This window comes from Pseudomonas sp. WC1, from assembly GCF_050586565.1.
GTDB lineage: Bacteria > Pseudomonadota > Gammaproteobacteria > Pseudomonadales > Pseudomonadaceae > Aquipseudomonas.
In genome coordinates this window covers 22,215-48,639 of the sequence record NZ_JBOBDQ010000045.1, presented here as the reverse complement: position 1 = coordinate 48,639, position 26,425 = coordinate 22,215, and the positions used below count along the sequence as shown (strand labels likewise).

22 protein-coding genes are annotated in these 26,425 nt (G+C 65.2%); 11 read left to right on the top strand and 11 right to left on the bottom strand.

The annotated features are described in order from the left end of the window. Nucleotide 1: 1 nt before the first annotated feature. From ACQ4OD_RS19180 to mfd, 3 genes are all read right to left on the bottom strand, one after another. Nucleotides 2-2,902 (bottom strand): DEAD/DEAH box helicase, encoded by a 2,901-nt coding sequence (locus ACQ4OD_RS19180; RefSeq protein WP_430944765.1) that lies wholly within the window; start codon nt 2,900-2,902, stop codon nt 2-4. A gap of 415 nt (nt 2,903-3,317) precedes the next feature. After that, the gene (locus ACQ4OD_RS19175) at nt 3,318-3,878 is read right to left on the bottom strand and encodes a CsiV family protein (RefSeq protein ID WP_139672369.1); all 561 of its coding nucleotides are present in this window, start codon (nt 3,876-3,878) and stop codon (nt 3,318-3,320) included. 9 nt (nt 3,879-3,887) lie between these two features. Continuing rightward, nucleotides 3,888-7,337 (bottom strand): transcription-repair coupling factor, encoded by a 3,450-nt coding sequence (mfd, locus tag ACQ4OD_RS19170; RefSeq protein WP_102683156.1) that lies wholly within the window; start codon nt 7,335-7,337, stop codon nt 3,888-3,890. 167 nt (nt 7,338-7,504) lie between these two features. Between mfd and ACQ4OD_RS19165 the strand changes: the two genes are divergently transcribed. The 3 genes from ACQ4OD_RS19165 (at nt 7,505) to sthA (ending at nt 11,750) form a co-directional block, all read left to right on the top strand. Beyond that, a complete protein-coding gene (locus ACQ4OD_RS19165; RefSeq protein ID WP_046856393.1) occupies nt 7,505-8,968 on the top strand; it encodes a glyceraldehyde-3-phosphate dehydrogenase in 1,464 nt (487 codons plus the stop codon). Nucleotides 8,969-9,117: 149 nt separating this feature from the next. Continuing rightward, entirely contained in the window at nt 9,118-10,152 is a 1,035-nt protein-coding gene (locus ACQ4OD_RS19160) for an FAD:protein FMN transferase (protein ID WP_430944763.1), read from the top strand. Between the two features lie 203 nt (nt 10,153-10,355). Next, nucleotides 10,356-11,750, top strand: coding sequence for a Si-specific NAD(P)(+) transhydrogenase (gene sthA, locus ACQ4OD_RS19155; protein WP_023631920.1), 1,395 nt, complete (start codon nt 10,356-10,358; stop codon nt 11,748-11,750). 48 nt (nt 11,751-11,798) lie between these two features. Here the strand turns inward: sthA and ACQ4OD_RS19150 are convergent, their stop codons facing one another. Both ACQ4OD_RS19150 and ACQ4OD_RS19145 read right to left on the bottom strand, forming a co-directional pair. Then, the gene (locus tag ACQ4OD_RS19150; RefSeq protein ID WP_102683158.1) at nt 11,799-12,515 is read right to left on the bottom strand and encodes a glycerophosphodiester phosphodiesterase; all 717 of its coding nucleotides are present in this window, start codon (nt 12,513-12,515) and stop codon (nt 11,799-11,801) included. Nucleotides 12,516-12,545: 30 nt separating this feature from the next. Then, a complete protein-coding gene (locus ACQ4OD_RS19145) occupies nt 12,546-13,130 on the bottom strand; it encodes a PilZ domain-containing protein (RefSeq protein WP_102683159.1) in 585 nt (194 codons plus the stop codon). A 93-nt stretch (nt 13,131-13,223) separates the two neighbouring features. Between ACQ4OD_RS19145 and ACQ4OD_RS19140 the strand changes: the two genes are divergently transcribed. The 3 genes from ACQ4OD_RS19140 (at nt 13,224) to ACQ4OD_RS19130 (ending at nt 16,472) form a co-directional block, all read left to right on the top strand. Beyond that, nucleotides 13,224-14,474: a lipoprotein-releasing ABC transporter permease subunit gene (locus ACQ4OD_RS19140; protein ID WP_046856390.1), complete on the top strand. Its 1,251-nt coding sequence runs from the start codon at nt 13,224-13,226 to the stop codon at nt 14,472-14,474. Between the two features lie 7 nt (nt 14,475-14,481). Next, a complete protein-coding gene (lolD, locus tag ACQ4OD_RS19135; RefSeq protein WP_172670900.1) occupies nt 14,482-15,165 on the top strand; it encodes a lipoprotein-releasing ABC transporter ATP-binding protein LolD in 684 nt (227 codons plus the stop codon). Nucleotides 15,166-15,227: 62 nt separating this feature from the next. Further along, nucleotides 15,228-16,472, top strand: coding sequence for a lipoprotein-releasing ABC transporter permease subunit (locus ACQ4OD_RS19130; protein WP_102683170.1), 1,245 nt, complete (start codon nt 15,228-15,230; stop codon nt 16,470-16,472). A 101-nt stretch (nt 16,473-16,573) separates the two neighbouring features. On the opposite strand, the gene ACQ4OD_RS19125 is transcribed toward ACQ4OD_RS19130, so the two are convergent. Both ACQ4OD_RS19125 and ACQ4OD_RS19120 read right to left on the bottom strand, forming a co-directional pair. Then, on the bottom strand, nt 16,574-17,920 hold the full coding sequence (locus tag ACQ4OD_RS19125; protein WP_430944764.1) for a heavy metal sensor histidine kinase: 1,347 nt from the start codon (nt 17,918-17,920) through the stop codon (nt 16,574-16,576). Further along, nucleotides 17,917-18,597, bottom strand: a complete 681-nt coding sequence (locus ACQ4OD_RS19120) for a heavy metal response regulator transcription factor (protein ID WP_198753869.1) — start codon at nt 18,595-18,597, stop codon at nt 17,917-17,919. The genes ACQ4OD_RS19125 and ACQ4OD_RS19120 overlap by 4 nt, the downstream gene beginning before the upstream one ends. Nucleotides 18,598-18,755: 158 nt before the next feature. Here ACQ4OD_RS19120 and ACQ4OD_RS19115 point away from each other — a divergent pair, with 158 nt between their 5' ends. Both ACQ4OD_RS19115 and queF read left to right on the top strand, forming a co-directional pair. Then, entirely contained in the window at nt 18,756-19,259 is a 504-nt protein-coding gene (locus ACQ4OD_RS19115) for a cupredoxin domain-containing protein (RefSeq protein ID WP_430944762.1), read from the top strand. Nucleotides 19,260-19,327: 68 nt separating this feature from the next. After that, complete coding sequence (queF, locus tag ACQ4OD_RS19110; protein ID WP_198753870.1) at nt 19,328-20,158, top strand: NADPH-dependent 7-cyano-7-deazaguanine reductase QueF; 831 nt, start codon at nt 19,328-19,330, stop codon at nt 20,156-20,158. A 118-nt stretch (nt 20,159-20,276) separates the two neighbouring features. Here the strand turns inward: queF and ACQ4OD_RS19105 are convergent, their stop codons facing one another. Together ACQ4OD_RS19105 and ACQ4OD_RS19100 are read right to left on the bottom strand one after the other, a co-directional pair. Further along, nucleotides 20,277-20,540 (bottom strand): DUF4404 family protein, encoded by a 264-nt coding sequence (locus ACQ4OD_RS19105; protein ID WP_031315272.1) that lies wholly within the window; start codon nt 20,538-20,540, stop codon nt 20,277-20,279. A 123-nt stretch (nt 20,541-20,663) separates the two neighbouring features. Next, nucleotides 20,664-21,215, bottom strand: a complete 552-nt coding sequence (locus ACQ4OD_RS19100; protein ID WP_139672355.1) for a phosphonoacetaldehyde phosphonohydrolase-related protein — start codon at nt 21,213-21,215, stop codon at nt 20,664-20,666. A gap of 328 nt (nt 21,216-21,543) precedes the next feature. On the opposite strand from ACQ4OD_RS19100, the gene ACQ4OD_RS19095 reads away from it, so the two are divergent. Further along, complete coding sequence (locus tag ACQ4OD_RS19095; RefSeq protein ID WP_139672352.1) at nt 21,544-22,251, top strand: MlaA family lipoprotein; 708 nt, start codon at nt 21,544-21,546, stop codon at nt 22,249-22,251. Nucleotides 22,252-22,299: 48 nt separating this feature from the next. Here the strand turns inward: ACQ4OD_RS19095 and ACQ4OD_RS19090 are convergent, their stop codons facing one another. Then, nucleotides 22,300-22,599, bottom strand: coding sequence for a PilZ domain-containing protein (locus ACQ4OD_RS19090; RefSeq protein WP_102684498.1), 300 nt, complete (start codon nt 22,597-22,599; stop codon nt 22,300-22,302). Nucleotides 22,600-22,868: 269 nt separating this feature from the next. Between ACQ4OD_RS19090 and rssB the strand changes: the two genes are divergently transcribed. Together rssB and rssC are read left to right on the top strand one after the other, a co-directional pair. Then, nucleotides 22,869-24,053, top strand: a complete 1,185-nt coding sequence (gene rssB, locus ACQ4OD_RS19085; RefSeq protein WP_102684499.1) for a two-component system response regulator RssB — start codon at nt 22,869-22,871, stop codon at nt 24,051-24,053. Beyond that, nucleotides 24,050-24,532 (top strand): anti-sigma factor antagonist RssC, encoded by a 483-nt coding sequence (gene rssC / locus ACQ4OD_RS19080; protein WP_023631332.1) that lies wholly within the window; start codon nt 24,050-24,052, stop codon nt 24,530-24,532. Before rssB ends, rssC begins: the two co-directional genes overlap by 4 nt. A gap of 29 nt (nt 24,533-24,561) precedes the next feature. Here rssC and ACQ4OD_RS19075 read toward each other — a convergent pair whose 3' ends face one another. After that, nucleotides 24,562-26,415, bottom strand: coding sequence for an alkaline phosphatase D family protein (locus ACQ4OD_RS19075; protein ID WP_430944761.1), 1,854 nt, complete (start codon nt 26,413-26,415; stop codon nt 24,562-24,564). Nucleotides 26,416-26,425 lie beyond the last annotated feature (10 nt).

The window sequence follows — 26,425 nt, the reverse complement described above, 5'->3', positions numbered from 1 at the left end:
GTTATTTACTCCTTTTACCCGGCAGCGGCGCGAACAGCGCCTCGATTTCCTCATCCCCCAAACGCCATTGCCCGGCCTGCCCGCCATCGAGCAGCCCGGCTGCCAGTGCCGCCTTCTCATGCTGTAACTGCTGGATCTTCTCTTCCACCGTCCCCCGGGTGATCAGCTTGAACACGAACACCGGTTTGTCCTGGCCGATACGGTAGGCGCGGTCGGTGGCCTGGTTTTCACTGGCCGGGTTCCACCACGGGTCGTAGTGGATCACAGTGTCGGCGGCAGTCAGGTTCAACCCGGTGCCGCCGGCCTTGAGGCTGATCAGGAATACCTCGCTGTCGCCATTCTGGAACTGCTGCACGGGGGCGCGACGGTCACGGGTATCGCCGGTCAGCAGGCTGTAGCGAATGCCGCGCTTCTCCAACTCGAACTCGATCAGCGCGAGCATCGAGGTGAACTGCGAGAACAGCAGCACCTTGCGCCCCTCGCTGAGCAGCTCCTCAAGCATCTCCAGCAGGCTGCCCAGCTTGCCCTTGTCGGCGAATGTGCCCTTGGCCTCGGTACCCTTGACCAGGCGCAGGTCGCAACACACCTGGCGCAGCTTGAGCAGCGCGTCGAGGATGACGATCTGGCTGCGCGCGGCGCCGTTGCGGGCGATCTCGTCGCGGACTTTCTTGTCCATTGCCACCCGCAGCGCCTCGTAGGTGTCGCGTTGGGCGTCGCTGAGCTCGACCCAGTGGATCATTTCGGTCTTGGCCGGCAGTTCGGTGGCCACCTGTTCCTTGGTACGGCGCAGCAGGAACGGGCGGATGCGGCTGGCCAGATGGGCCATGCGCTCAGCGTCGCCGTGACGCTCGATCGGGGTACGGTAGTCTTGGGTGAAGCGCTTGCTGTCGCCTAGCCAGCCAGGCATCAGGAAGTGGAAGATCGACCACAGCTCGCCGAGGTTGTTCTCCATCGGCGTGCCGGTCAGGCACAGCCGCTGGCTGGCCTGCAGCTCGCGAACGGACTGGGCCGCCTTGCTGGTGCTGCTCTTGATGTTCTGCGCCTCGTCCAGCACCAGCAGGTGCCAGGGCTGGGCCTTGAGTGGTTCGAGGTCACGGGGGGCGAGGGCGTAGGTGGTCAGCACCAGGTCATAGTCGGCCAGATTAGCGAAGTGCTTGTTGCGGCCTGGGCCGTGCAAGGCCAGCACGCGCAGGTCGGGGGCGAAGCGCCGGGCTTCGTCGAGCCAGTTGGGCACCAGGCTGGTGGGCATCACCGCCAGCGCCGGATGTGCCAGGCGCCCGCTTTCTTTCTCCAGCAGCAGGTGGGCCAGGGTCTGCAGGGTCTTGCCCAAGCCCATGTCGTCGCCGAGGATGCCACCGGTGCCCATCTCGCGCAGGGCCTGCAGCCAGTTCAGGCCTTGCTGCTGGTAGGGGCGCAATGTGGCGTTCAGGCCTTTGGGCGGCATCACCTGCAGGTCGCGAGCGTCACGCAGGCGTCGGCCCAGGTCGCGCACATGGCTGCCGCCTTCCCATTGCAGCGGCAGGTGGTCGATTTCGTTGAGGCGTGCGGCATCGGTGCGGTCCAGGCGCAGGCTCGGGCCCACGGCGTCCTCGTGCAGGTACAGTTCGCCCAGGGTGCCCATCACCGCCTTGATGCGCCCGTAGGGCAGGGCGACCCGCAGCGCCGGGCCGTCATGGCGGGCGCGGTTGAGGTCAATCAGCAGGTGCTCGTCGTCATTGCGCCGCGCCAGTTCGCTGGGCCGCAGCAGTTCCGGGCTGGTGCGCAGTAGTTGCAGGACAATGGGTAGCAGGCTGTGGCGCTGGCCGTCCACCACGATACCCAGCTCGAGGTCGAACCATTCGTGGCCTGGCGCTTCCTCGATGGTGGCATACCAGTCGTCGACCTCGTGCAGGTTGAACGCGAAGTCGCGGTGCACGTCGATCGCCCAGCCCGCCTCGCGCAGACGCGGCAGGCCTTCGCGGGCGAAGCGCAGCCAGGCTTCGTCGTCGGGCAACTGGTACATTTCGCCGGCACTGTCGGGGAGGGCCTTGCTCTGGCGGGTCGCCACCTTGAAGCCGTGGTCGCGCAGGGCCATGCGCAGGGCCTGCTCGGCCTGTGGCTGGCGCTGGATGCGTTGGCTGGTGGTGCCCACCAGGCGGCTGAGTGACTTGTCGTCGCTGCCGCTGGCACGCAGGCCGTCGTAGTCGAACGCCAACGCGGCGCGGTGCTGCATCTGGCGTTGCATGCGCCCGGTCTTGGGCGTGTAGGCGCTGAATTCAAGACTGCCGAGGGTCAAGTGTGGGGTCGGCTCGATGCCGTCGAGCTGTTCCTCCTGCACGGCGGTGGGGGTCGGCAGGCGATGGTTGAGCGCGTTGAGCTTGTGGCTGAGGGGCACGATAAGGTGTTCCGGTACATCGGGGGCAAGGGACAGCTGCAGGGCGGTGTGCGGGTCGAGGGTGTGGGTGACGGTGCCGACTTCTTGGCTGTCGACATCGAAGTAGAACAGCGGCACCAGCGGCAGCACGCAATTGAGCGGTTCCTCGCCGTTGTACCACATGCCCCGATAGTCACCGCTGTTCAGGCGTACCCAGCGGAATTGCGCCTGGCGCGGGGCGCCCTGAACCATCAAGGGAAAGTCTTCGATGAACATCAGGCGCCCGGTATCCAGTGCCCGCTGCAGCAGTTCGCCGCCTTCGTGCCCCTTGAGCGCGAAACCGCGTTCCTGGCCGAAGGGCGCGTTCTGCGCCGACAGCTGGCGCAGGATGCGCAGGTCTTCTTCCTTGACGTATTTCGGTGGCTCGTAGAGCAGTTCGTACAGCGAATGGATGCGGCTGTAGCGAATGCCATGCTCTTCGCGGGTGCCTTTGCGCACGCGCAAGGCGCAGCTCTTGTCGTCCTTGAGCATGAGTTGGTAGCAGACCATGCGCCCGCGCCGGTCTTCAGCGCCGTCTTGCCTGGGGGTGGGCTGCTCCAGGCCTTGCAACCAATGCTGCAGGTGATGGGGCAGTTGCTCGCCGCTGGCCGCGCCGCGCCCGTAGCTGCTGGCCAGGGTGTAGAGCGCGGCGGCGCAGTGCTTGCAGTTCTCGCCGACCGGGCAGGAGCAGTTGCCGCGCACGTGGCACTGCCCGGATGGCCCCGCGGTGATGATGATCCGCTGGCGGTAGACATTGCCGCCGCTGCCGCGGCAGGTGGACTCGATGCGTGAATCGCCGTGGGACTGGATCTGCACCAGGCCCTGTTCGGCGTAGCGCTCGCCACGTTGCAGGGTGGCCGCGGAAAAGTCGCGCTTCCAGCTCGGGTTCTCGGCCGCCAGCTTCTGCACATCGGCGTTCACGGTTTCACTGCTCCATCATTTCCGGGTCGGGCAGCGGCATCTTGCGCATGCCGGCCGGTGAAACCTTGAGCAGCACGGCCAGGTGCCCGCCATCGAGGAAGGTCAGCTGCCCGGCCTTCATGTTGCTGTTGCTCTGCTTGAACTGCTCGCTGCGCAGCACGCTGCCATTGCTGTCGAGCTGGTTGACCCAGAGGTTGGCGTCAACGGCGATGAAGCGGCTTTCCTTGATGCGCAGGTTGCCTTCGATCGGGAAGTGGCCGAACTGTTCGTCACCGGCGCTCAGGGCAACGGTTTCGCCATCCTGTTGCCAGGCCTTGTGCAGCAGCACGGTGTAGTCGGCGGTGGCCTGCAGGCGGGTGACCTCGTCACCCAGGCCGGTCGGGCGTTCAGCGCCCTTGTTCAGGCGTGGCGCGCCGGCGCTCCAGTCTTCCGGGGCAAACGGGCTGGTAATGGCCGCTACGGCGTTCTGCCGCATCAGGACCATTTCCACCTGATACGGGCCTGCGGCGAAGGCGGCCGGCGCGATCAGCGTCAGCAGCAAGGTCAGGCAGCGGATGGCACGCATGAAGCTTCCTTAGTGTGTTTGTGGGGTAAGGCGCTCGAACAGCGCTTCCAGGGTGTTGAAACGTTCTTCGGGGCGTTCCATCGGCACCAGGAAGCGGAACTGGGTCGCGCCTTCGAACTTGTAGCGTTTGGGCTGGCCCTGGATCAGCTTGATCAGGGTCAGCGGGTCGACCGGGGTTTCGGCCTCGAACTCGAGCTTGCCGCCGTTGGGGCCGGCATCGACTTTCTTGATGCCGAGCTTTTCCGCCTGCAGCTTGAGCAGGGTCAGGCGCATCAGGTTCTTGGTCGGCTCCGGCAGCAGGCCGAAGCGGTCGATCATCTCCACCTGCAGGTCCTTGAGGCCCTCTTCGTCGGCCGCCGAGGCGATGCGCTTGTACAGGATCAGGCGCGCATGCACATCGGGCAGGTAGTCCTCGGGGATCAGCGCCGGCAGGCGCAGGTTGATCTCCGGGCCGCCACCGAGCGGCTGTTCGAGGTTCGGCTGGGTGCCCTTGCGTATGGCCTTGACCGCGCGCTCGAGCATCTCCATGTACAGGGTGAAGCCGACCGCCTGGATCTGCCCGCTCTGGCCTTCGCCGAGCAGTTCGCCGGCGCCGCGGATCTCCAGGTCGTTGGTGGCCAGGACGAAGCCCGCGCCCAGGTCCTGGGTGTTGGCGATGGCCTCCAGGCGTTTCTCGGCGTCGGCGCTGATTTGCTGGCGCGGTGGCGTCAGCAGGTAGGCATAGGCCTGGTGGTGGCTGCGCCCGACCCGACCACGCAACTGGTGCAATTGCGCCAGGCCGAACTTGTCGGCGCGCTCGATGACGATGGTGTTGGCGCTCGGCACGTCGATGCCGGTCTCGATGATGGTCGAGGCGATCAGCACGTTGAAACGCTTGTGATAGAAGTCACTCATCACCTGCTCGAGCTCGCGTTCGCGCATCTGCCCGTGACCGATGCCGATACGTGCCTCGGGCACCAGCTCGGCCAGCTCGGCGGCGCACTTCTCGATGCTCTTCACATCGTTGTGCAGGTAGTACACCTGGCCACCGCGCAGCAGTTCGCGCAGCAGCGCCTCCTTCACCGTGCTCTTGTTCTGCTCCATGACGAAGGTGCGCACCGACAGGCGCCGCGCTGGCGGGGTGGCGATGATCGACAGGTCGCGCATGCCCGAAACTGCCATGTTCAGCGTGCGCGGGATCGGCGTTGCGGTCAGTGTGAGGATATCCACCTCGCTGCGCAGCGCCTTGAGCTGTTCCTTCTGGCGCACGCCGAAGCGGTGTTCCTCGTCGATGATGGCCAGGCCCAGGTCCTTGAAGCGCACATCGTCCTGCAGCAGCTTGTGGGTGCCGATGAGGATGTCGATCTTGCCTTCGGCCAGTTCCGCCGCGGCGCTGGCGACTTCCTTGGCCGACTTGAAGCGGCTCATCACCTCGACCTTCACCGGCCAGTCGGCGAAGCGGTCGCGGAAACTGTTGTAGTGCTGCTGGGCCAGCAGCGTGGTGGGTACCAGCACCGCCACCTGGCGGCCGCTGTGCACGGCGATGAAGGCGGCGCGCATGGCCACCTCGGTCTTGCCGAAGCCGACGTCGCCGCACACCAGGCGGTCCATGGGCTGGCCGGCGAGCATGTCGGCCCGCACCGCCTCGATGGCGGTCTGCTGGTCGGGGGTTTCCTCGAACGGGAAGCCGGCGCTGAAGGTGGCGTAGTCGGCGGCCGGGTCGGCGAAGGCGTAGCCTTTGCGTGCGGCGCGGCGGGCGTAGATGTCGAGCAGCTCGGCGGCGACGTCGCGCACCTGCTCGGCGGCCTTGCGCTTGGCTTTCTGCCAGGCTTCGGAGCCCAGCCGGTGCAGCGGGGCCAGGGCGTCGTCGCTGCCGGTGTAGCGCGCGATCAGGTGCAGGTTGGCCACCGGCACGTAGAGCTTGGCGCCCTCGGCGTATTCGAGGGTGAGGAACTCGGCGGCCTGGCCGTCGATTTCCAGGGTGGCCAGGCCCAGGTAGCGGCCCACGCCATGGTCGATGTGCACCACCGGCGCGCCTTCGCGCAGCTCGGTGAGGTTCTTGATCACCGCGTCGTTGGCCGCCTCGCCGCGTTTCTCGCGGCGCCTGCGCTGCATCACGCGCTGGCCGAACAGCGGGCTTTCCGCTACCAGGGCAATGGCGGGGTCGTCCAACAGCAGGCCGTCGTCCAGCGGTGCGATGGTGATCGCCAGGCGTTCGCCGCCGGTGACGAAGTCGGCCCAGCCGTCGACGGTCTGCGGGCGCAGCTTGAGGCGTTCGAGCAACTCGAGCAGCACTTCGCGGCGGCCCGCGGACTCGGCGGTGAACAGCACGCGGCCGCTGAACTGGTCGAGGAAGTTGGCCAGCTCCGCCAGCGGCTGGTGGGCCTTGGCCTCGATGGCCAGGTTGGGCAGGGCGCGGGCGGCGAAGCGCTCACGGCCAGCGCCGGCCTCGACATCTTCGCCGCTGATCACCACTCGTGGCCACTGCTTGAGGCGGGCGAAGCAATCCTCCACCGGCAGGAACAGCTCCGCCGGTGGCAGCAGCGGCCGGCTCATATCGCCGCGGCGCTCTTCATAGCGCCCGCGCACATCGTTCCAGAAGTGTTCGGCGGCCTGCTCCACGCCCGGCAGCGAGAACACCTGGGTGTCGGCCGGCAGGTAGTCGAACAGGGTGGCGGTTTCTTCGAAGAACAACGGCAGGTAGTACTCGATGCCAGCGGGGATGATGCCGCTGGTGAGGTCCTGGAAGATTGCGCTGCGGCGGAAGTCGACGTCGAAGCGTTCGCGGAAACGCGCCTTGAAGCGCGTCACCTCGTCCTTCTGCATGGGGAACTCGCGCGCCGGCAGCAGGCGGATCGAGTCGACCTTGTCGATCGAGCGCTGGCTCTCCGGGTCGAAGGTACGCAGGGTCTCGATCTCGTCGTCGAACAGGTCGATGCGGTACGGCTGCTTGCTGCCCATGGGGAACAGGTCGATCAGCGCGCCGCGCACGGCGAACTCGCCATGCTCGTAGACCGTGTCGACGCAGCGGTAGCCGCTGGCTTCCAGGCGCGCGCGCATCTGCTCGACGTCGATCTTCTGGCCGACGTCCAGCACCAGGCTGCTGCCCAGCAGGAAGCGCGTGGGGGCCAGGCGGTGCAGGGCGGTGGTGATCGGCACGACGAGAATGCCGTGGTCCAGCTCCGGCAGCCGGTAGAGGCTGGCGATACGCTGGGAGATGATGTCCTGGTGCGGCGAGAACAGGTCGTAGGGCAGGGTTTCCCAGTCGGGGAAAGGCAGCACCGGCAGTTCTGGCGCGAAGAAGCGCAGCTCCTGCTCCAGGCGGTCGGCCGCCTGGCTGTCGGCGGTCAGCAGCAAGGTGAAGCGACCGGCGGTACTGGCAGCCTCGGCGACGGCCAGGCTCAAGGCCGCGCCGGGCAGGTTGCCCCAGGTTTGTTTGCCGGCCGTGGCCGACATTTGCGGTAGGCGCAGAACTGACACGGGAGATCGGACTCCAAGCGTTGCGGCAAAGAGGTCGATTGTACCGGTGACGAGGCGCGCTGTCAGGTTCGAAAGGGCTTGGCGACGGGGGCTGGCGCCGGCGACAGGCGCTCATTGCCCGATACGCCGCGGGGCGTCATAATGTAGCCCCTTTTTTGTTCCCCTACATGTGGAAGGTTACCGTGACTCAGAAGCCCGACCAGTGTCTTGGTGAGTGGATCGATCGTGAAGCCCTGGCTGAAGCGATGATCCCGCTTATCGGTCAGCTCTACCGCAACAACAACGTGGTGAGCTCGATCTATGGCCGCAGCCTGATCAACCGTTCGGTTATCTCGATCCTCAAAGCACACCGCTTTGCCCGTCACCGTCAGACCGACGAGACCGAGCTGTCCGTCCACGAGACATTCCCCCTGCTCAAGGCCATGAGCGAGCTGAAGCTGGGCGCCGCCTCGGTGGACCTGGGCAAGCTGGCCAACAAGTTCAAGGTCGAAGGCAATGGCCGCAGCGCCGAACAGTTCGTCCGTGACGAACTGGCCGACGTCGTGGGTCAGCAGAACGCTTCCGCACGCAAGGGCACCGACGTCGTGCTGTACGGCTTCGGCCGCATCGGCCGCCTGCTGGCGCGTATCCTGATCGAGAAGACCGGTGGCGGCGACGGCCTGCGCCTGCGCGCCATCGTTGTGCGCAAGGGCGCCGAGAACGACCTGGTCAAGCGCGCCAGCCTGCTGCGCCGCGACTCGGTGCACGGTCCGTTCGACGGCACCATCGTCATCGATGAAGCCAACAACACCATCACTGCCAACGGCAACCTGATCCAGGTGATCTACGCCAAGAGCCCGAGCGAAGTCGACTACACCCAGTACGGCATCAACGATGCGCTGATCGTCGACAACACCGGTGTCTGGCGTGACGCCGACGGCCTCGGCCAGCACCTGGCCTGCCCGGGCGCCGCCCGCGTGATCCTCACCGCACCTGGCAAGGGCGCGCTGAAGAACATCGTGCACGGCATCAACCACGGCGACATCAGCGCCGACGACAAGATCATCTCGGCGGCGTCCTGCACCACCAACGCCATCGTGCCGGTGCTCAAGGCCATCAACGACCAGTACGGCATCGTCAACGGGCACGTCGAAACCGTTCACTCGTTCACCAACGACCAGAACCTGATCGACAACTTCCACAAGGGCAGCCGCCGTGGCCGCGCCGCGCCGCTGAACATGGTCATCACCGAGACCGGTGCCGCCACTGCCGCCGCCAAGGCGCTGCCAGTGCTCAAGGGCAAGCTGACCGGCAACGCGATCCGTGTGCCGACGCCGAACGTGTCGATGGCCATTCTCAACCTGAACCTCGAGAAGGCCACCAACCGCGAAGAGCTGAACGAGTACCTGCGCCAGACCGCCATGCACTCCGAGCTGCACAAGCAGATCGACTACGTCAGCTCCCAGGAAGTGGTATCGACCGACTTCGTCGGTTCGCGCCACGCCGGTGTGGTCGACGCCGAGGCGACCATCTGCAACGACAACCGTGTTGTCCTGTACGTCTGGTACGACAACGAATTCGGTTACAGCTGCCAGGTGGTGCGCGTGATGGAAGACATGGCCGGTGTGAACCCGCCAGCGTTTCCACGCTGATCCGCTTGTAATGCGTTGAGAAAACGGGAACCTTCGGGTTCCCGTTTTTTTTGCCTGATAACTGCTGTGCCTGTACCGGCCTCATCGCCGGCAAGCCGGCTCCCACAGAGGCGCTGGCGCCGAGCCTTTTGTGGGAGCCGTTGCCGGCGATGAGGCCAGTGCTGTCTCCTGAGAGCTCTCGTTTGCGCGCGATACTACTGTTGTCCATCCTTACGCTGCTTTCAGCCTGCAAGCCAACCCCGACCCTCGAGCGCTTCGGCGGCCCGACCATGGGCAGCAGCTACAGCATCCAGTACGTGCGCCAGCCCGGCGGCCCGGCGCCGGAGCAGGTGCAGTCGGCGGTCGAAAGCATCCTGCAGGCCGTCGACGCGCATTACTCCACCTACCGCGGCGACTCCATCGTCAGCCGTTTCAACCAGTTGCCGGCCAATCAGTGCCTGCCCATCGATGCCGACATGCTGGAACTGGTTACTTTCGGCCAGCACCTGGCCGAACAGAGCCAGGGCGCCTTCGACCTTACCGTCGAGCCGCTGCTCGACCTCTGGGGCTTCGGCCCGCAGGCCCGCGAAATGCAGGTGCCGGAGCCGCAGGCGCTGGCCAGGGAGCGCCTGCGCGTGGGTTACCGCCACTTGCGCCTTGAGGGCGAGGCCCTGTGCAAGGACGCCGCCGTCGAGCTGGATTTCAACAGCATCGCCGCCGGCCACGCCGTCGACCTGATCGCCCAGCGCCTGCGCGCCATGGGCATCGACAACTTTCTTGCCGAGGCCACCGGTGAGTTGAAGGCCGTGGGCCGCAAGCCCGATGGCAGCGCCTGGCGGGTGGCCCTGGAACTGCCGCGCGAGGATCGCCAGATCGCCCGCCAGGTCATCGACGTGCAGGACCTGGCCGTGTCGACCTCGGGTGACTACCGGCATTATTTCGAGGACAATGGCCGGCGCTATTCACACACCTTCGACGCCCGCCTCGGGCGCCCGGTCGCGCACGACCTGGCGGCGGTGACGGTGCTCGACGCTTCGGCGCTGCTGGCCGACGGCTACTCGACCCTGTTGTTGATCCTCGGGCCGCAGCAGGGCTGGGATTTCGCCATCGCGCACGGTATCGCCGCAGTGCTGGTGACCCGGGTCGAGGGTGGTTTCGTCTCTCGTTCCACGCCGGCCTTCGAGCGGCGGGTGAAAGGCAAGTGAAAGGCAAGCCACGGATGATCGAAGCCAGGGAAACGGTGAAACGACATGTAGTGCAGGCAATAATGGCCTACGACGCGACCAAGGGTTAATGTGCGCGGCGTTCACGCTTGATTAGACTGCACCCGAATTTTCTCATGGCGCCCCGGCGACATGATCGCGCCCCGCGGCCATCCGGCCGGCGGGCCAGTTCTGAAGGAGTACGCATGGCTGTCTACAACTACGACGTAGTGGTGCTGGGTTCCGGCCCGGCCGGAGAGGGCGCGGCAATGAACGCCGCCAAAGCAGGGCGCAAGGTGGCCATGGTCGACAGCCGTCGCCAGGTCGGTGGCAACTGCACCCACCTGGGCACCATCCCGTCCAAGGCGCTGCGTCACTCCGTGCGGCAGATCATGCAGTTCAACACCAACCCGATGTTCCGCGCCATCGGCGAGCCGCGCTGGTTCTCCTTCCCTGATGTGCTCAAGAGCGCCGAGAAGGTCATCAGCAAGCAGGTCGCCTCGCGCACCGGCTACTACGCGCGCAACCGCGTCGATGTGTTCGTCGGCACCGGCAGCTTCGCCGATGAGCAGACCGTCGAAGTGGTCTGCCCCAACGGCGTGGTCGAGAAGCTCAACGCCAAGCACATCATCATCGCCACCGGCTCGCGCCCATACCGCCCGGCCGACATCGACTTCCACCACCCGCGCGTCTATGACAGCGACACCATCCTCAGCCTCAGCCATACCCCACGCAAGCTGATCGTCTACGGCGCCGGGGTGATCGGTTGCGAATACGCCTCGATCTTCAGCGGCCTGGGTGTGCTGGTGGAACTGGTCGACAACCGCGGCCAGCTGCTGAGCTTCCTGGATTCGGAGATTTCCCAGGCGCTGAGCTACCACTTCAGCAACAACAACATCACCGTGCGCCACAACGAGGAGTATGACCGTGTCGAGGGCCTGGACAACGGGGTGATCCTGCACCTGAAGTCGGGCAAGAAGATCAAGGCCGACGCCTTGCTGTGGTGCAATGGCCGTACCGGCAACACCGACAAGCTGGGCCTGGAGAACATCGGTATCAAGGTCAACAGCCGCGGCCAGATCGAGGTCGACGAGACCTACCGCACCAGCGTGCCGAACATCTACGGTGCCGGTGACGTGATCGGCTGGCCAAGCCTGGCCAGCGCCGCCCATGACCAGGGCCGCTCGGCGGCCGGCAGCATCGTCGACAACGGCAGCTGGCGCTTCGTCAACGATGTGCCGACCGGCATCTACACCATTCCGGAGATCAGCTCGATCGGCAAGAACGAGCAGGAACTGACCCAGGCCAAGGTGCCCTACGAAGTGGGCAAGGCCTTCTTCAAGAGCATGGCCCGCGCACAGATCGCCGGCGAGCCGCAAGGCATGCTGAAGATCCTGTTCCACCGCGAGACCCTGGAAGTCCTCGGCGTGCACTGCTTCGGCTACCAGGCCTCGGAGATCGTCCACATCGGCCAGGCGGTGATGAACCAGCCGGGCGAGCAGAACAACCTGAAGTACTTCGTCAACACCACTTTCAACTACCCGACCATGGCCGAGGCCTATCGGGTAGCCGCCTATGATGGTCTGAACCGGCTTTTTTGAGCGGCTCCGACCGGTGGCCTGAGCCGGTCGGGGAGACCGATTTCAGCCCTACCCGAGGGTGGTCCTGGCCAAACCGGGAAAGTCTGTAATCAGGCTGTCCACGCCAAAGTCGGCGAGCCGGCGCATCAGTGCCGGTTCGTTGACCGTCCACACCGACACGTGCAAACCCTGGCGCTGCGCCTTGATCAGGCGCTCGGGGGTGCACAGCGTCCAGTTCAACGCCAGCATCTCGCAGCCGTAGTTCTGCGCGACCTTCAGCGGGTCGAGCCAGGCGTACTCGGCGACCAGCCCGCGTTTCACGTCGGGCACCAGCTCCTGGGCGGCGCCGAGCACTTCCCGTGAGCTCGAGGTGATGGTCACCTTGTCCAGCAGGCCGTGCTGCAGGGCCAGTTCGCGGATCGCCAGCACCGTGCTGGCCGCGCGGGTGCGCGAGGCGCTCTTGACCTCCAGTTGCCAATGCTCGAACGGGCACTTCTCGAACAGTTCCTCGAGCCGTGGGATGTGGCAGGGCTGTACATGGCCCGGGCCTCCCTTGCGGGCGTCGTAGGTCACCAGCTCGGCGGCGGTGTGCTCGACCACCTTGCCGCGCCTGCCGGTAGTGCGCTTGAGGCTCGGGTCGTGGATCACCATCAGCTCGTTGTCGGCCGACAGGTGCAGGTCGAGTTCGCAGCGGTCCACGCCATGGGACAGGCACTGACGGAAACTCTGCAGGGTGTTCTCGGGTGCTTCGCCCTTGGCGCCGCGGTGGCCATAGATCAGGGTCACGTTCGTTCCTTCAAAACAGGGAAAAAGGGCTTATGCGTCCGGCTCGTTCTGCTCCAGCGCCTGGCGCCGTTGCTGTTGCTGGCGCTGCAGGATGTAGCGGGCCAGGAGCTGGCGCTGGGCGTCGGTCATGTCGATGAATTCGGTGCCAACCTCGAAGTCGCCGTCCGGGCGCGGGTCGCAATGGGTGACCCGGCCGCGCAGCAACAGGCCATGGGCACGGGGCATCAGCACCATCTTCACCTTGACCCGGGTGCCGGGCGCGATCTTCTGCGCCTGGGCGAACTCGATGCCGCCTTCGGAGATGATCACCGGCATCGGCTGGCCGATTTCGCCGATCAAGGTTTGCGCGACCACGGCGCTCAGCAGGTCGAGGCGTTTGTTCTGGGCGCGCAGGAAGGCGGCCAGGGTGCGGTCCTTCTCGCTCAACTGGCGCAGCAGGTGTTGCGACTCGAAGTCGGACAGGTGCAGTTCGCTGAGCAGGTTGAACAGCTCCGAATCATCCTGCAACAGTTCTGTCTCAAGGGCTTCGGCCGCGCTGAGGGGGCTGATTTGAAGTGCGATCCGATCTTCGATGCGGTAGTATTCGCGGCGATCTTCTTCGTCTAATGTCGTCATGGCGAACCCAAGGTTACGGCGGTGGTCCGAGTGTAAAGCCGCCGTAGGCGCCTCGCCACAAGGACGTTCCCTTTCATCCGAACAAGCCCCGACATGTTCAGACCTCTATTCGTATTCATTGGTACGCGCTACACCCGTGCCAAGCGCCGCAATCACTTCGTCTCGTTCATTTCGCTCACCTCGATGATCGGCCTCGCCCTGGGCGTGGTGGTGATGATCGTGGTGCTGTCGGTGATGAACGGGTTCGACCACGAGATGCGTACCCGCGTGCTGGGTATGATTCCTCACGCCACGTTGGAGACCGGTCAGCCGATCGACGACTGGCAGGCCCTCGCCTCTAAAGTAAAGCAGAATCCGCAGGTGCTGGCGGTCGCGCCCTTCACCCAGATGCAGGGCCTGCTGACCCATGAGGGCAAGGTGCAGAAGGTGCTGCTCAACGGCATCGACCCGGCCCGCGAGCGCGAGGTGTCGATCATCGACAAGTTCGTCCTCGACGGCAGCCTAGACAAGCTGGCGCCGGGCGAGTGGGGGATCATGATCGGCGACAAGGCCGCACAGAAGCTGGGCGTGGCCATCGGCGACAAGCTGACCTTCGTCGCCCCCGAGGTCAGCGTGACCCCGGCGGGCATGTTCCCGCGCATGAAGCGCTTCACCGTGGTCGGCACCTTCCATGTCGGTGCCGGCGAGATCGACGGCTACCTGGGCCTGACCAACATTGCCGACCTGTCGCGCCTGCATCGCTGGAAGGCCGATCAGGTCCAGGGCGTGCGCCTGAAGTTCGACGACCTGTTCCAGGCCCCCCGCGCCACCTGGGCCATTGCCCAGCAGCTGGGCGAGCAGGAGTACTACCCGCGGGACTGGACACGCACCCACGGCAACCTGTACCAGGCAATCCGCATGGAGAAATCCATGATCGGCCTGCTGCTGCTGCTGATCGTTGCGGTGGCGGCGTTCAACATCATTTCCACCCTGGTGATGGTGGTCAACGACAAGCGCGGCGACATCGCCATCCTGCGCACCCTGGGTGCCACGCCCGGGCAGATCATGGCCATCTTCATGGTCCAGGGCACGGTGATCGGCGTGGTTGGCACGCTGATCGGCGCGGTGCTGGGCATCCTCGGCGCGCTCAACGTGAGCGCGGCCATCGCCGGCATCGAAGCCCTGATCGGGCACAAGTTCCTCAATGCCGACGTGTACTTCATCGATTACCTGCCGTCGCAGATCCAGGCCCAGGACGTGTACATGGTCTGCGGTGCGGCGCTGGTCCTGAGTTTCTTCGCCACCCTGTACCCGGCCTGGCGCGCCTCGCGCACCCAGCCTGCAGAGGCGCTACGTTATGAGTGAGTCGCGCATGAGTGATAAAGCCGTGTTGAGCTGCCGCAACCTGGGCAAGAGCTACGAGGAAGGCCCGGAGTCGGTGCAGGTGTTGTCAGGGTTGAACCTCGAACTGCACCCGGGGGAGCGGGTGGCCATCGTCGGCAGCTCGGGTTCGGGCAAGAGTACGCTGCTCAACCTGCTGGGCGGTCTCGACACGCCGACGCAGGGCAGTGTCTGGCTGGCCGGCGAAGAGCTGTCGGCACTGGGCGAGCGGGCCCGCGGCCTGCTGCGCAATCGCGCGCTGGGCTTCGTCTACCAGTTCCACCACCTGCTGGCAGAGTTCACCGCCCTGGAGAACGCCTGCATGCCGTTGCTGATCGGCAAGACCCCGATCAGCGAGGCCCGCGAGCGCGCCGAGGCGCTGCTCAAGCGCGTCGGCCTGGGCCACCGCCTCAATCACAAGCCGGCCGAGCTGTCCGGTGGTGAGCGCCAGCGTGTGGCGATTGCCCGCGCCCTGGTCAACCGCCCCGGCCTGGTGATGCTCGACGAGCCCACCGGCAACCTCGACCACCACACCGCCCAGGGTATCCAGGAGCTGATGCGCGAGTTGTCGACCCACTCGCAGACCGCCTTCCTGGTAGTGACCCACGACCTCAACCTGGCGCGCCAGATGGACCGTGTGCTGAGCCTGGAAGACGGGCACCTGGTGGCGATCTGAGTCGCTTGCGCGGGGCCCCGTGAGGCGGCCCCGGTTCTTTTTCTACTTGGGTGTTCCCGTTCATGTTCAGACCCTTGTCCTTGTTCATCGGTGCCCGCTACACCCGTGCCAAGCGCCGCAACCACTTCATCTCGTTCATCTCCATGACCTCGATGATCGGCCTGTCGCTCGGCGTGCTGGCCATGATCACGGTGTTGTCGGTGATGAACGGCTTCCAGCGCGAGATGAGTTCGCGGGTGCTTGGCCTGGTGCCACACGCTGCGATCCTCGGCGCGCAGCCGTTGGACGACTGGCGCACGGTCGCCGCCGCCGCCGAAGGCAATCCGGCGGTGATGGCTGCCGCGCCGATCACCGAGATGGAAGGCATGCTCTCGTACAAGGGGGCGATGCAGCCGATCCAGGTCGCCGGCATCGATCCGACCGAGGAAGGCAAGGTCTCCATCGTCACCCAGCACATCGTCCAGGGCAGCTTGCAGGCATTGGTGCCGGGCGAGTATGGCGTGGTCATCGGTGAATTGACGGCGCGGCGTTTTCGCCTGAACACCGGTGACAAGCTGACCCTGATCGTCCCGGAGATCAGCAAGGAACCGGGCGGCATCACTCCGCGCATGCAGCGCCTCACCGTGGTCGGCATCTTCAAGGTGGGTGCCGAACTGGATGGCTCGCAGGCCTACATTCACGTCGCCGATGCCGGCGAAATGCAGCGCTGGGCACCGGGCCAGGTGCAGGGCGTGCGCCTGAAGCTGCATGACCTGTATGCCGCGCCACAGGTGTCCAAGGCCATCGCCGCGGGCCTGGGCGAAGGCTACCGCGCCGATGACTGGTCGCACACCCAGGGCAGCCTGTTCAGCGCGATGAAGATGGAAAAGACCATGATCGGCCTGCTGCTGATGATGATCATCGCCGTGGCCGCGTTCAACATCATCGCCACCCTGGTGATGGTGGTGAACGATAAGGGCGCGGACATCGCCATCCTGCGCACCATCGGCGCCACGCCGGCGCAGATCATGGGCACCTTCATGGTCCAGGGCAGCTTGATCGGCATCGTCGGCACCTTGCTTGGCGGGGTGCTGGGAGTGATCCTGGCGCTGAACGTGAGCGCGGTGGTCGGTTGGCTCGAGCGGGTCAGCGGGCAGCATATCTTCACCTCCGACATCTACTTCATCAGCAGCCTGCCGTCGGAGCTGCAATGGGGCGATGTGGCGATCATCTGCGTGGCGGGGCTGGTGATGAGCTTCCTGGCGACGATCTACCCGGCGTACCGCGCCTCGCAGATCGAACCGGCCATGGCGTTGCGTTACGAGTAAGGCATGGCGCCCCTTTCGCCGGCAAGCCGGCTCCCACAAAGTACAGGCTTGCAAGAGCCCTGTGGGAGCTGGCTTGCCAGCGATGGGCTGTGTAGCAGCCCCTATTCGGACAACTCGATCACAAACCGCGTCCAGCCATCCGCGCACTCTGCCCTGATGCGTCCCCCATGTGCCTGCACGATCGAGCGGGTGATCGCCAGCCCCAACCCCGCATGCTCGCTGCTGCCTTCCTGGCGCGCCGGATCCGCCCGGTAGAAGCGGTCGAACAATCGCTCCAGCAGTTGCGGCGCAATCGCCGGCCCGGTGTTGGCTACCACGATGCGCAGCCCAGGCTCCAAGCTTACCCGGATCTCCCCTCCGGCGGGGGTGAAGCGCAGGGCGTTGTCCAGCAAGTTCGATAGCGCCCGGCGCAGCATGTGCCGGTCGCCCTTGGCATGGGCCTGGCCCTCACGCAACAAACGCACCTCGGCGTCCTCGGCCAGCGGCGCGTAGTACTCCAGCAACGCATCGGCCTCCGTTGCCAGGTCCAGCGCCTGGCGGCTGGGCATCAGCAGGCCGTGGTCAGCCTTGGCCAGGTAGAGCATGTCGTTGACCAGCTGGGCCATCCATTGCAGCTCCTCAAGGTTGCCGTGCAGGGCCTCGCGGTACTCCTCGAGGCTGCGCGGGCGGGTGAGGGTGACCTGGGTGTGGGTCAGCAGGTTGGACAGCGGCGTGCGCAGTTCGTGGGCGATGTCGGCGGAGAACGCCGACAGGCGCTGAAACGCGTCGTCCAGGCGCTGCAGCATGGCGTTGACGGTGCCGGCCAGCTCGGCCAGTTCCTCGGGCATCTCGGCGGCCGGCAAGCGCGTGGTTAGCGAGCCGGCGGTGACGCTGGCGGCCACCTTGCCCATCTGCCGCAGCGGTTTCAGGCCGCGGCGTACGGCCCAGGCGCCGAGCAGCGCGGTGGCCAGCGCCGACAGGCCGACGGTGAACCAGATCAACCGCTGCATGCCTTGCAGGAAGTGCTGGTGGTGGGTGATGTCGAGGAACAGGGTCAGTTGTGGCGAAGCGGGCTGGCCGTCGACCAGTGGCGCGCTGAGGCTGCGGTAATCGACCCCGTGGCTGTGCAGCGTGGCCAGGCCGGTAGGGGTGGGGGCCTGCGGCAGCTCGCCCCGGCTGGCGAACCACGGCTCGCCGTCGGCGCCGCGCACACGCAAGGCCAGGTCGGACTGGTGACTCAGCTCGTTGAGCAGCGCCGGCAGACGCGTGGCCAGTTGCTGCTGGGTGGTGACACCGGCAAGCAGGCTGCTCATCAGCGAAAGCCGGCCACTGAGCAGTTGCTGGTCGAGTTCGACGAAATGCTGCTCGCTGGCGCGGTTGAACAGCAGGCCGGCGCCCAGCGACACGGCCGCGGTGCAGGCGGCGAACAGCAGCGCCAGGCGGCTGCCCAGGGACAGGCGGCGCATCAGTCGTGGCGCTCTTCGAGCACGTAGCCCATGCCGCGCACAGTATGGATCAGCTTGGCGGCATGGCTGTCGTCGATCTTCAGGCGCAAGCGGCGGATGGCCACCTCGATGACGTTGGTGTCGCTGTCGAAATTCATGTCCCACACCTGCGAGGCGATCAGCGACTTGGGCAGCACCTCGCCCTGGCGGCGCAGCAGCAGTTCGAGCAGGGCGAACTCCTTGGCGGTCAGATCGATGCGCTGACCGGCGCGCTCGGCGCGGCGGCGAATCAGGTCCAGGCGCAGGTCGGCCAGGGCCAGGCAGGTATCCTGGCTGGCACTGGCGCCACGGCGCAGCAGGCTGCGTACACGGGCCAGCAGTTCGGAGAAGGCGAAGGGTTTGACCAGGTAGTCGTCGGCGCCCAGCTCCAGGCCGTGCACGCGGTCCTCGACGGCATCGCGGGCGGTGAGGAACAGCACCGGGGTGTCCAGCCCGGCCTGGCGCACCGCCTGGAGGATCTGCCAGCCGTTGCGCCCCGGCAGCATCACGTCGAGGATCAGCAGGTCGTGGTCGCCGCTCAGGGCCAGGTGCTGGCCGGTTTCGCCGTCGCTGGCCAGTTCGGTGGCGAAGCCGGCCTCGCTCAAGCCCTGGCTCAGGTACTGGCCGGTCTTGGCCTGGTCTTCGACGATCAGCAGTTTCATGTGTTTACCAACGGTTCGGGCCAACGTGATGCCGAAATGATACGTGACGATCTGGCGGCCTGCCCAAGCTGACAAAGTTGTAATCTTCCCGTCAGCCAGCTGCCAGCCAGCCTTTTCGACAATGGTGCCATCTTCGCTGCATTGATCTGGAGTCACCCATGAAACACCTGTTGCTCACCGCCGCGCTTGCCCTGACCAGCCTGCCCACCTTCGCTGGCGAAGCCAAACCCTTCGCTTTCGGCGAGCCGGCGCCGGCAGCCAAGGCCACCCGCACTGTCGAGGTGGTGCTCAAGGACATCGCCTTCGAACCCAAGAGCATCAAGGTCAAGGCCGGCGAAACCGTACGTTTCGCGCTGGTCAATGAAGGCAAGCTGCCCCACGAGTTCAATCTCGGCGACAAGGCCATGCATGCCGCACATCAAAAGGAAATGGTCGCCATGCAGGGCAAGATCTTTGCCGCCGGCATGAATCACGAAGGCATGGACCACAGCCAGATGATGGGCGGCGGCCATGGCCACGACACCGGCAACACCGTGCTGGTGCAGCCTGGCCAGCGCGCGGAGCTGACCTGGACCTTCCGCAAATCGGCGCCCATCGAGTTCGCCTGCAACGTACCGGGCCATTACCAGGCCGGCATGGTCGGGCCGCTGACCATCGAGTGACATCGGCTCCAAGGCGGGGTGCAAAACCGGTAGACTAGGGGCAATTTCGAACCTTCAGGTCAGTTTCCATGCATCCCGCCGCCGAACACTCCCCGCTGGGCAAGTCCAGCGAATACATCGCCACTTACACCCCCTCGCTGCTGTTCCCTATCCCGCGCCTGGCCAAGTGGGCCGAGCTGGGCGTGAGTGGCGACGCGCTGCCGTGGCAGGGCGTGGATTTCTGGAACTGCTTCGAGCTGTCCTGGCTGCTGCCTTCGGGCAAGCCGGTGGTGGCCATCGGCGAGTTCGCCATCCCTTGCGACTCGCCGAACATCATCGAGTCCAAGTCCTTCAAGCTGTACCTCAACTCGCTGAACCAGACCGTGTTCGCCTCGGTGGCCGAGTTGCAGGCGTGCCTGGCGAACGACTTGTCTGCCGCTGCGGGCAAACCGGTCGCGGTCAAGGTCAGCACCTTGGCCGAGGTCGAAGGCCAAGGCGTGAGCGCCTTGCCGGGCCAGTGCATCGATGCGCTGGATGTGAGCATCAGCAACTACGAGCAACCGCAGCCTGAACTGCTGCGCTGCGCGGCGGATCGCGTGATGGAAGAGACCGTGCACAGCCACCTGCTCAAATCCAATTGCCCGGTTACCGGCCAGCCGGACTGGGGCAGCGTGGTGGTGGAGTACAAGGGCCGGGCGCTGGACCATGCCAGCCTGCTGACCTACCTGATCAGCTTCCGCCAGCATGCTGACTTCCACGAGCAGTGCGTGGAGCGGATCTACCTGGACCTGAAGAACCTGCTCAAGCCTGAGCACCTGACGGTGTATGCACGGTATGTGCGCCGGGGTGGGCTGGATATCAACCCGTACCGCAGCACCGGGGCGATCAACCCACAGAACCTGCGGTTGGTGCGGCAGTAATGTAACCGGGCCGCGAAGCGGCCCATCGCCGGCAAGCCAGCTCCCACAGAGAGCAGATTGGCGCAATCCCTGTGGGGGCCGGCTTGCCGGCGATGGGCTGCAACGCAGCCCGTTGGGTTCAGATCCCCATGCTGTGCAGCGAGTTGGCAATGCTGCGCAGGGTGGCGGTAAGGTCGGGGTGTTCGGCCTCGAAGCGTTCGATGGCGAGGTTCACGCCGTCGACGAGGTTGTTGTCCGGGGTGGCTTCCTCAAGCTTCAGCTGGGCCTCGATCTGCCTGGCTTCTTCATGCAGGCTGGCCAGCTCCTCTTCCGAAAGCGGCACATTGCGATCCAGTTGCTCGCGCAGGCTATTCAGGCGCTCTTGCAGTTCGCGGGCAGGCATTGTTCTTACTCCATCAATGACTTGGCAAGGCATGGACCTCAGCGAAGCGGCAAAGGTTCGGGCCTGTCTTCTAGCGTAATCCACCTGCCGGCGCTTTGCATGACCCGTATCAACGGGGATGTATCAGGGTTTCTCGCCTTTTTGCCGGCGCTGGGCGATATCCGCGAGGCAGGCATCAAGGGATTCGAGGTGGTCAATCACCGAGTGCACGCCCAGGCCGAACAGCGCCAGGGTGGCCTTGCCGCGGGCCAGCTCCTGTTCCTGCCGGCTCAGTGCCTGCCATTGCGCTGAGCCCTGATCGCAGGCCGCAAGCCCCACCGTCCACAGGCCGGCATTGAGCCCCGATTGCAACAGCAGCGGCTCGCCACTGACCAGCACGCAGCCGTCCAGGCGCTGGCTTTGCAAGTTCATCAGCGCCTGCCAGCAGGCATTGGGGGTGGGCCATTTGCTGCCATTGGCGCAGTGGCCCGGCAGCCAGTCGGGCAGCACGCTGCTCAGGCGTTTGCCCAGGGTGGCGCTGAGTTCGTCAAGCCAGATGCACGGCACCTGCTGCGAGCGCAGGCGAAGCAGGGAATCCAGGGCGCCGGGGGCGGGCAGGGGGCCGCCGTCGGTCGCCTGTACCAGGCAGCCGCGCAGGCCGAACAGCACAGCGGTGAAGGCGGGTGCGTCTTGCATGGCAACGTCCCTAAATAACCCGCAGGCTATCCAGCGATTGTTACCGACGGATGACGGCCAGGGTCTGTACGAAATGTGTCTGCGCGAAGGCCAGACAAGGCGAAACGGGGAGGAAGCGCAGTGTACTGGAGTACATGAGCATTCCGAGCCCCGTTTCAACGCAGTATGGGCGAGTGCAGATACATTTCGTACAGAGCCTACAGTTGTTCACAAATTCTTGACGCTGATATGTAAAACTATCGTTCGGTCAGCAAGCCAGTATACTTGCGCCCTATCGAGCAGCGTGCCAAAGGCCGTTGCCGCCGTGAAATCCGATGGAGAAACATCTATGCGTAGGATCGGTGCCGGAGTGATCGAGCGAGTCACCCAGGCCTGTGTCTGCGCCAGCTTGCTGCTGGCGCCCGTGGCGGCTACTCAGGCAGCCACGGAGGAGGATCCCTGGGAGGCGGTGAACCGGCCGATCTTCCGGTTCAACGACGTCCTCGACACCTATGCCCTCAAGCCGTTGGCGCAGGGTTATCAATACGTCACCCCGCAGTTCCTCGAAGATGGCATCCACAACGTCTTCCGCAACCTGGGCGACGTCACCAACCTGGCCAACAACGTGTTGCAGCTCAAGCCCCGTGCGGCGGGCGTCGACACGGCGCGGCTGATCGTCAACACCACCTTCGGCCTGGGCGGCTTCTTCGATGTCGGCACCAAGATGGGCCTGCAGCGCAACGATGAAGACTTCGGCCAGACCCTCGGCTACTGGGGCGTGCCCAGCGGGCCGTACGTGGTCATCCCGTTCCTTGGCCCAAGCACCGTGCGTGACGGCCTGGCCAAGTACCCGGACTCCTACACCGAGCCCTACCGCTACATCGACCATGTGCCGACGCGCAACTCGATCCTCGCCCTCGACGTGATCGACACCCGCGCCAGCCTGCTGTCGGCAGAGAAGCTGATGCAGGGCGACAAATACATCTTCCTGCGCAACGCCTACCTGCAGAACCGCGAGTTCAAGGTCAAGGACGGCGAGGTCGAAGACGACTTCTGACACTGCTTACGCAAAAGGCGACCCTCGGGTCGCCTTTTGCGTAACAGTTCAATGCATGGCCAGTATGCGCAAGCCGAAGCGCTGCGCACCGCCTGGCTGGTCGGCGATCCATACCACTTCGGTGCTGGCATGCAGCCCGGCAAGGGCCGTGTGGTCGGAGTCGATGCGTACCTCAAGGCGGTCGCCTACCTGGAAACGCTGCGGCGCCTGCACCTGCATGCCGGTGCTGGAGAGGTCGATGCACACAGCGCTGATCACCTGGTCGGCCTGCAGCAGCTGGACCTCGGCATCGATACGCATGCGAATGAAATCACGTTTTTCGCTGTAATCCACGGGGTGCTGGGACATGCTTGCATCCTTTCGTCAGGTTGCGCTGCTCCACATTCTTATAACGCCGGGTGATTTGCCCTGTAAAGTGCAGGGAAGTCTACCTGCCCATGCTTGAAACGCCAGGCGGATGGGAGTACCGTCAGCGCCTTACAGGGCACCTCGCTATTTGCCGGACCAGTCTTCTTGTCCTACAACTCAAGTAGAGAGTGGCTAGAGAGCATTCCAGTAGCCGTCTGTCGGTTCTCCACAGCCGCTACGCCAACCCAAATCTGGCGCCGTTCGCCCACATGCAGAAACCCAGTGCAACGCTGCTGATCATCGATGACGACGAGGTGGTCCGTGCCAGCCTCGCCGCTTATCTGGAAGACAGCGGCTTCAGCGTCCTCCAGGCCGGTAACGGTCAGCAGGGCCTCCAGGTCTTCGAAGCACACCAGCCCGACCTCGTGATCTGCGATCTGCGCATGCCGCAGATGGGCGGCCTCGAACTGATCCGCCGGATCAGCGAGCTCGCGCCGCAGTTGCCGGTGATCGTGGTGTCCGGTGCCGGCGTGATGAGCGACGCGGTCGAAGCCTTGCGCCTGGGCGCGGCGGACTACCTGATCAAGCCCCTGGAAGACTTGGCCGTGCTCGAGCACTCGGTGCGCCGCGCGCTCGACCGATCGCGCCTGGTGCTGGAGAACCAGCGCTACCGCGAGAAGCTCGAAGCCGCCAACCGCGAACTGGAGGCCAGCCTGCACCTGCTGCAGGAGGACCAGACCGCCGGGCGCCAGGTGCAGATGAACATGCTGCCGGAAAACCCCTGGGTGGCCGGCGATTTCGCTTTCGAGCACCAGATCATCCCGTCGCTGTACCTATCGGGGGATTTCGCCGACTACTTCCGCGTGGACGACCGGCGCATTGCCTTCTACCTGGCGGACGTGTCTGGCCATGGTGCCTCGTCGGCGTTCGTCACGGTGCTGCTCAAGTTCATGACCACGCGCTTGCTGTTCGAATTCAAGCGTGGCGGCAAGATGCGTGAGTTCAAGCCTTCGCAGGTGCTCAGCCACATCAACCGTGGCCTGATCAACTGCAAGCTGGGCAAGCATGTGACCATGGTCGGTGGGGTCATCGACGAGGACACCGGCCTGCTCACCTACAGCGTCGGCGGCCACTTGCCGCTGCCGGTGCTGTATACCCCGGGCCAGGCCCGCTACCTCGAAGGCCGCGGCCTGCCGGTGGGGTTGTTCGACGAGGCCAGCTACCAGGACCTGGTGCTGGAACTGCCAGCGCAGTTCAGCCTCACCCTGATGTCCGATGGCATTCTGGACCTTTTGCCCGGGGACACACTCAAAGATAAGGAAGCTGCCTTGCCGGAAATCGTCAAGGCGGCGGGGGGCAGCCTGGAGGGGCTGCGCCAACGATTCGAATTGGCTACGCTTGGGGAGATGCCGGATGATATCGCCCTATTGGTGTTGAGCAGGAACCTTGAATGAGTACTGGTAGAATCCAGTTCGCCGAGCAAAGCGGGACCTTCGTTCTGAAATTTGTCGGTGAAGTGCGCCTGACCCTGTGTTCGGCACTGGATGCGACGATCGAGAAGATCTTCACCGCGCTGAACTTCTCGGCCATCGTCATCGACCTGACCGAAACCGAAAGCATCGACAGCACCACCCTGGGCCTGCTGGCCAAGCTGTCGATCCTGTCCCGGCAAAAGGTCGGCCTGTTGCCGACCGTGGTTACCACCAACCCGGACATCTCCCGGCTGTTGCAGTCCATGGGTTTCGACCAGGTGTTCAACATCGTCGACCGCCCGGTGCCGTGCCCGGAGTGCCTGACCGACCTGCCGTCCCAGGACCAGGACGAGAGCGTGGTGCGCTCCAAGGTGCTGGAGGCGCACAAGATTCTCATGGGCTTGAACGACTCCAACCGCGAGGCGTTCCATGACCTGGTGAGCGCGCTGGAAAGATCCTGACCCCATCGCGGGCTTGCCCCGCGATGGCTTCAGTCCTTGATGAACGCCGTAGCCGGCGAACCGTCGGCATTCAACTGATACACCCGCGCGGGCCGCCCCTGGTCATCGAAGAATACCTGCCCCAGCCCCGCGCTGTTCCACAGTCGTTCCCCGGCCTTGCTGCGGCTGGGCGTACGCGGCACCACTTCCATCTGCCGACGCTTGGTAAACCAGTTGAGTGGCGAGCGCGGCGAATACAGCCAGCGGTTGAGCCGGTCGAGCACATCCAGCAGGCGCCGGGGAAACTCGTTCTTGATCCCGCTGCTGGTCACCTGCCACAAGTGCGGGCTGCCCTGGCGATGGCGGATCAGCACTTCGTAGACGAATGAGTAGTGCACATCGCCCGATAGCACCACGTAATGCCCCGGCGTGCGCGAGTGGCGGAAGATATTGAGCACCACCTGCGCCGCGCCCCGGTGCGCCATCCAGTTCTCGGCATCTACCAGTAACGGGTAGCCCAGGGCGCTGAACACCCGTTGCACGGTCTCGATCAGCTTGACCCCAAAGATCGGCGCCGGCGACACGATGATCGCCGACGGGTGATCGAGCAGCGCCTGCTGCAGCTCGCTCAGTGCCTCCCAATCGAGCAAGCCCGAAGGCTTGGCCAGATTGCGCTCGCTGCGCCAGCGCCGGGTGCGGGTGTCCAGCACCAGCAGCGGCGGGTTGCTCGGCAGCGCGTATTGCCAGCCCTGGAAGCGCAGCAGTTCGCCAATCAGTTCATCTCGCGCCTCACCCACCTGCCGGCACTGTCGGGCCAGCGCCGCGCAGCCGTCCGGGTCGTTGCCCCAGCCCTGGCACAGCAGGTAGCCGAGCAGGGCGTTGCCGATGATCCGCCGCGAGAACGGATGGCCGTAGGCGGTCTGTTCCCACTGCGCCGACAGGTTCCAGTCATCGGTGATGTCGTGGTCGTCGAAGATCATCAGGCAGGGCAGGTGGGCCATGACCCGCGCTACCTGGCCGAGGCCATCGCGGAAGGACTCGATCAGCGGCAGCTCGTGGCGGTAGCGGGCCTGGCGCTTGTCGGTGAGGCCGGGTGGCATCTGCATGCCCACCAGCGACCAGGGCAGCGGCGACCAGACGAGCAGGTACATGGCCATGACTTCGGCGAAGGTCACCAGGTGGTTGTCGGCGTTGCTGGAGGAGAAGATCGGCTTGCGCTTGCCGCCGAAGAAGCGCTCACGCAGGGTCTCGTTGCCTTCCTGGGCCGGCAGCAGGTCGGCGCGGTGGTAATAGCAGGCTGGGTGCTGGTAGAGCGCGGCGCCGCTGTCGACCAGGGCGCCGTCCAGTGCCTCGTCGAACAGCCCCAGGCGCTCGATCAACCCGTGGATGGCACGCAGCATGGGGCCAGCGACATCGTCGGTATAGACCTGGTCGCCGCTCATCAACAGTACGGCGGGGCGCTCCTCGGGGCGCGGGCCGGTGGCCAGCAGGCGGTCGGCGCACAGCAGGCCGTCGGCGGCCGGGTGATGAGGCTTGCGGCAGGAGCCGTGGAGCACTTGGTCGAGGCGCTGGCGTAGCACGAAGCTAGGGCGGCTGGCGCCGGGATAGAGCAGGTGTGGGGCCCAGTCGGCGATGCCTTGGCCGTTGGCCAGGCGCAGGTCGTATTCGAGCGCCACGTCGCTGGGGAGCGGCTGCTCGAAGTGGATATCCAGCAGGTGGATGAAGGCGTGGGTACCGACCGGGATCATCTCGCAGTGCACAGTGGCGCCGATGCCGGCTTGATCCAGGAGAAATTCGGCTTGCAGCGGTTGCGAGCCGACCAGCCAGATGGCCAGGCGTTGGGGCTCCAGGCGGCGCAGTACCGGGCCGGCAAGGACGAGGGGGAGGGTGGTGCTGGGGATCATCTATGGCTCG

Bases quoted from the DNA above. Each gene is read 5' to 3' on its own strand.
- ACQ4OD_RS19180 (WP_430944765.1), bottom strand. From the start codon at position 2,902: ATGGTCTGCTACCAACTCATGCTCAAGGACGACAAGAGCTGCGCCTTG.
- ACQ4OD_RS19175 (WP_139672369.1), bottom strand. From the start codon at position 3,878: ATGCGTGCCATCCGCTGCCTGACCTTGCTGCTGACGCTGATCGCGCCG.
- ACQ4OD_RS19165 (WP_046856393.1), top strand. From the start codon at position 7,505: ATGTGGAAGGTTACCGTGACTCAGAAGCCCGACCAGTGTCTTGGTGAG.
- ACQ4OD_RS19160 (WP_430944763.1), top strand. From the start codon at position 9,118: ATGAGGCCAGTGCTGTCTCCTGAGAGCTCTCGTTTGCGCGCGATACTA.
- sthA (WP_023631920.1), top strand. From the start codon at position 10,356: ATGGCTGTCTACAACTACGACGTAGTGGTGCTGGGTTCCGGCCCGGCC.
- ACQ4OD_RS19145 (WP_102683159.1), bottom strand. From the start codon at position 13,130: ATGACGACATTAGACGAAGAAGATCGCCGCGAATACTACCGCATCGAA.
- ACQ4OD_RS19140 (WP_046856390.1), top strand. From the start codon at position 13,224: ATGTTCAGACCTCTATTCGTATTCATTGGTACGCGCTACACCCGTGCC.
- lolD (WP_172670900.1), top strand. From the start codon at position 14,482: ATGAGTGATAAAGCCGTGTTGAGCTGCCGCAACCTGGGCAAGAGCTAC.
- ACQ4OD_RS19130 (WP_102683170.1), top strand. From the start codon at position 15,228: ATGTTCAGACCCTTGTCCTTGTTCATCGGTGCCCGCTACACCCGTGCC.
- ACQ4OD_RS19120 (WP_198753869.1), bottom strand. From the start codon at position 18,597: ATGAAACTGCTGATCGTCGAAGACCAGGCCAAGACCGGCCAGTACCTG.
- ACQ4OD_RS19115 (WP_430944762.1), top strand. From the start codon at position 18,756: ATGAAACACCTGTTGCTCACCGCCGCGCTTGCCCTGACCAGCCTGCCC.
- queF (WP_198753870.1), top strand. From the start codon at position 19,328: ATGCATCCCGCCGCCGAACACTCCCCGCTGGGCAAGTCCAGCGAATAC.
- ACQ4OD_RS19105 (WP_031315272.1), bottom strand. From the start codon at position 20,540: ATGCCTGCCCGCGAACTGCAAGAGCGCCTGAATAGCCTGCGCGAGCAA.
- ACQ4OD_RS19100 (WP_139672355.1), bottom strand. From the start codon at position 21,215: ATGCAAGACGCACCCGCCTTCACCGCTGTGCTGTTCGGCCTGCGCGGC.
- ACQ4OD_RS19095 (WP_139672352.1), top strand. From the start codon at position 21,544: ATGCGTAGGATCGGTGCCGGAGTGATCGAGCGAGTCACCCAGGCCTGT.
- ACQ4OD_RS19090 (WP_102684498.1), bottom strand. From the start codon at position 22,599: ATGTCCCAGCACCCCGTGGATTACAGCGAAAAACGTGATTTCATTCGC.
- rssB (WP_102684499.1), top strand. From the start codon at position 22,869: ATGCAGAAACCCAGTGCAACGCTGCTGATCATCGATGACGACGAGGTG.
- rssC (WP_023631332.1), top strand. From the start codon at position 24,050: ATGAGTACTGGTAGAATCCAGTTCGCCGAGCAAAGCGGGACCTTCGTT.
- ACQ4OD_RS19075 (WP_430944761.1), bottom strand. From the start codon at position 26,415: ATGATCCCCAGCACCACCCTCCCCCTCGTCCTTGCCGGCCCGGTACTG.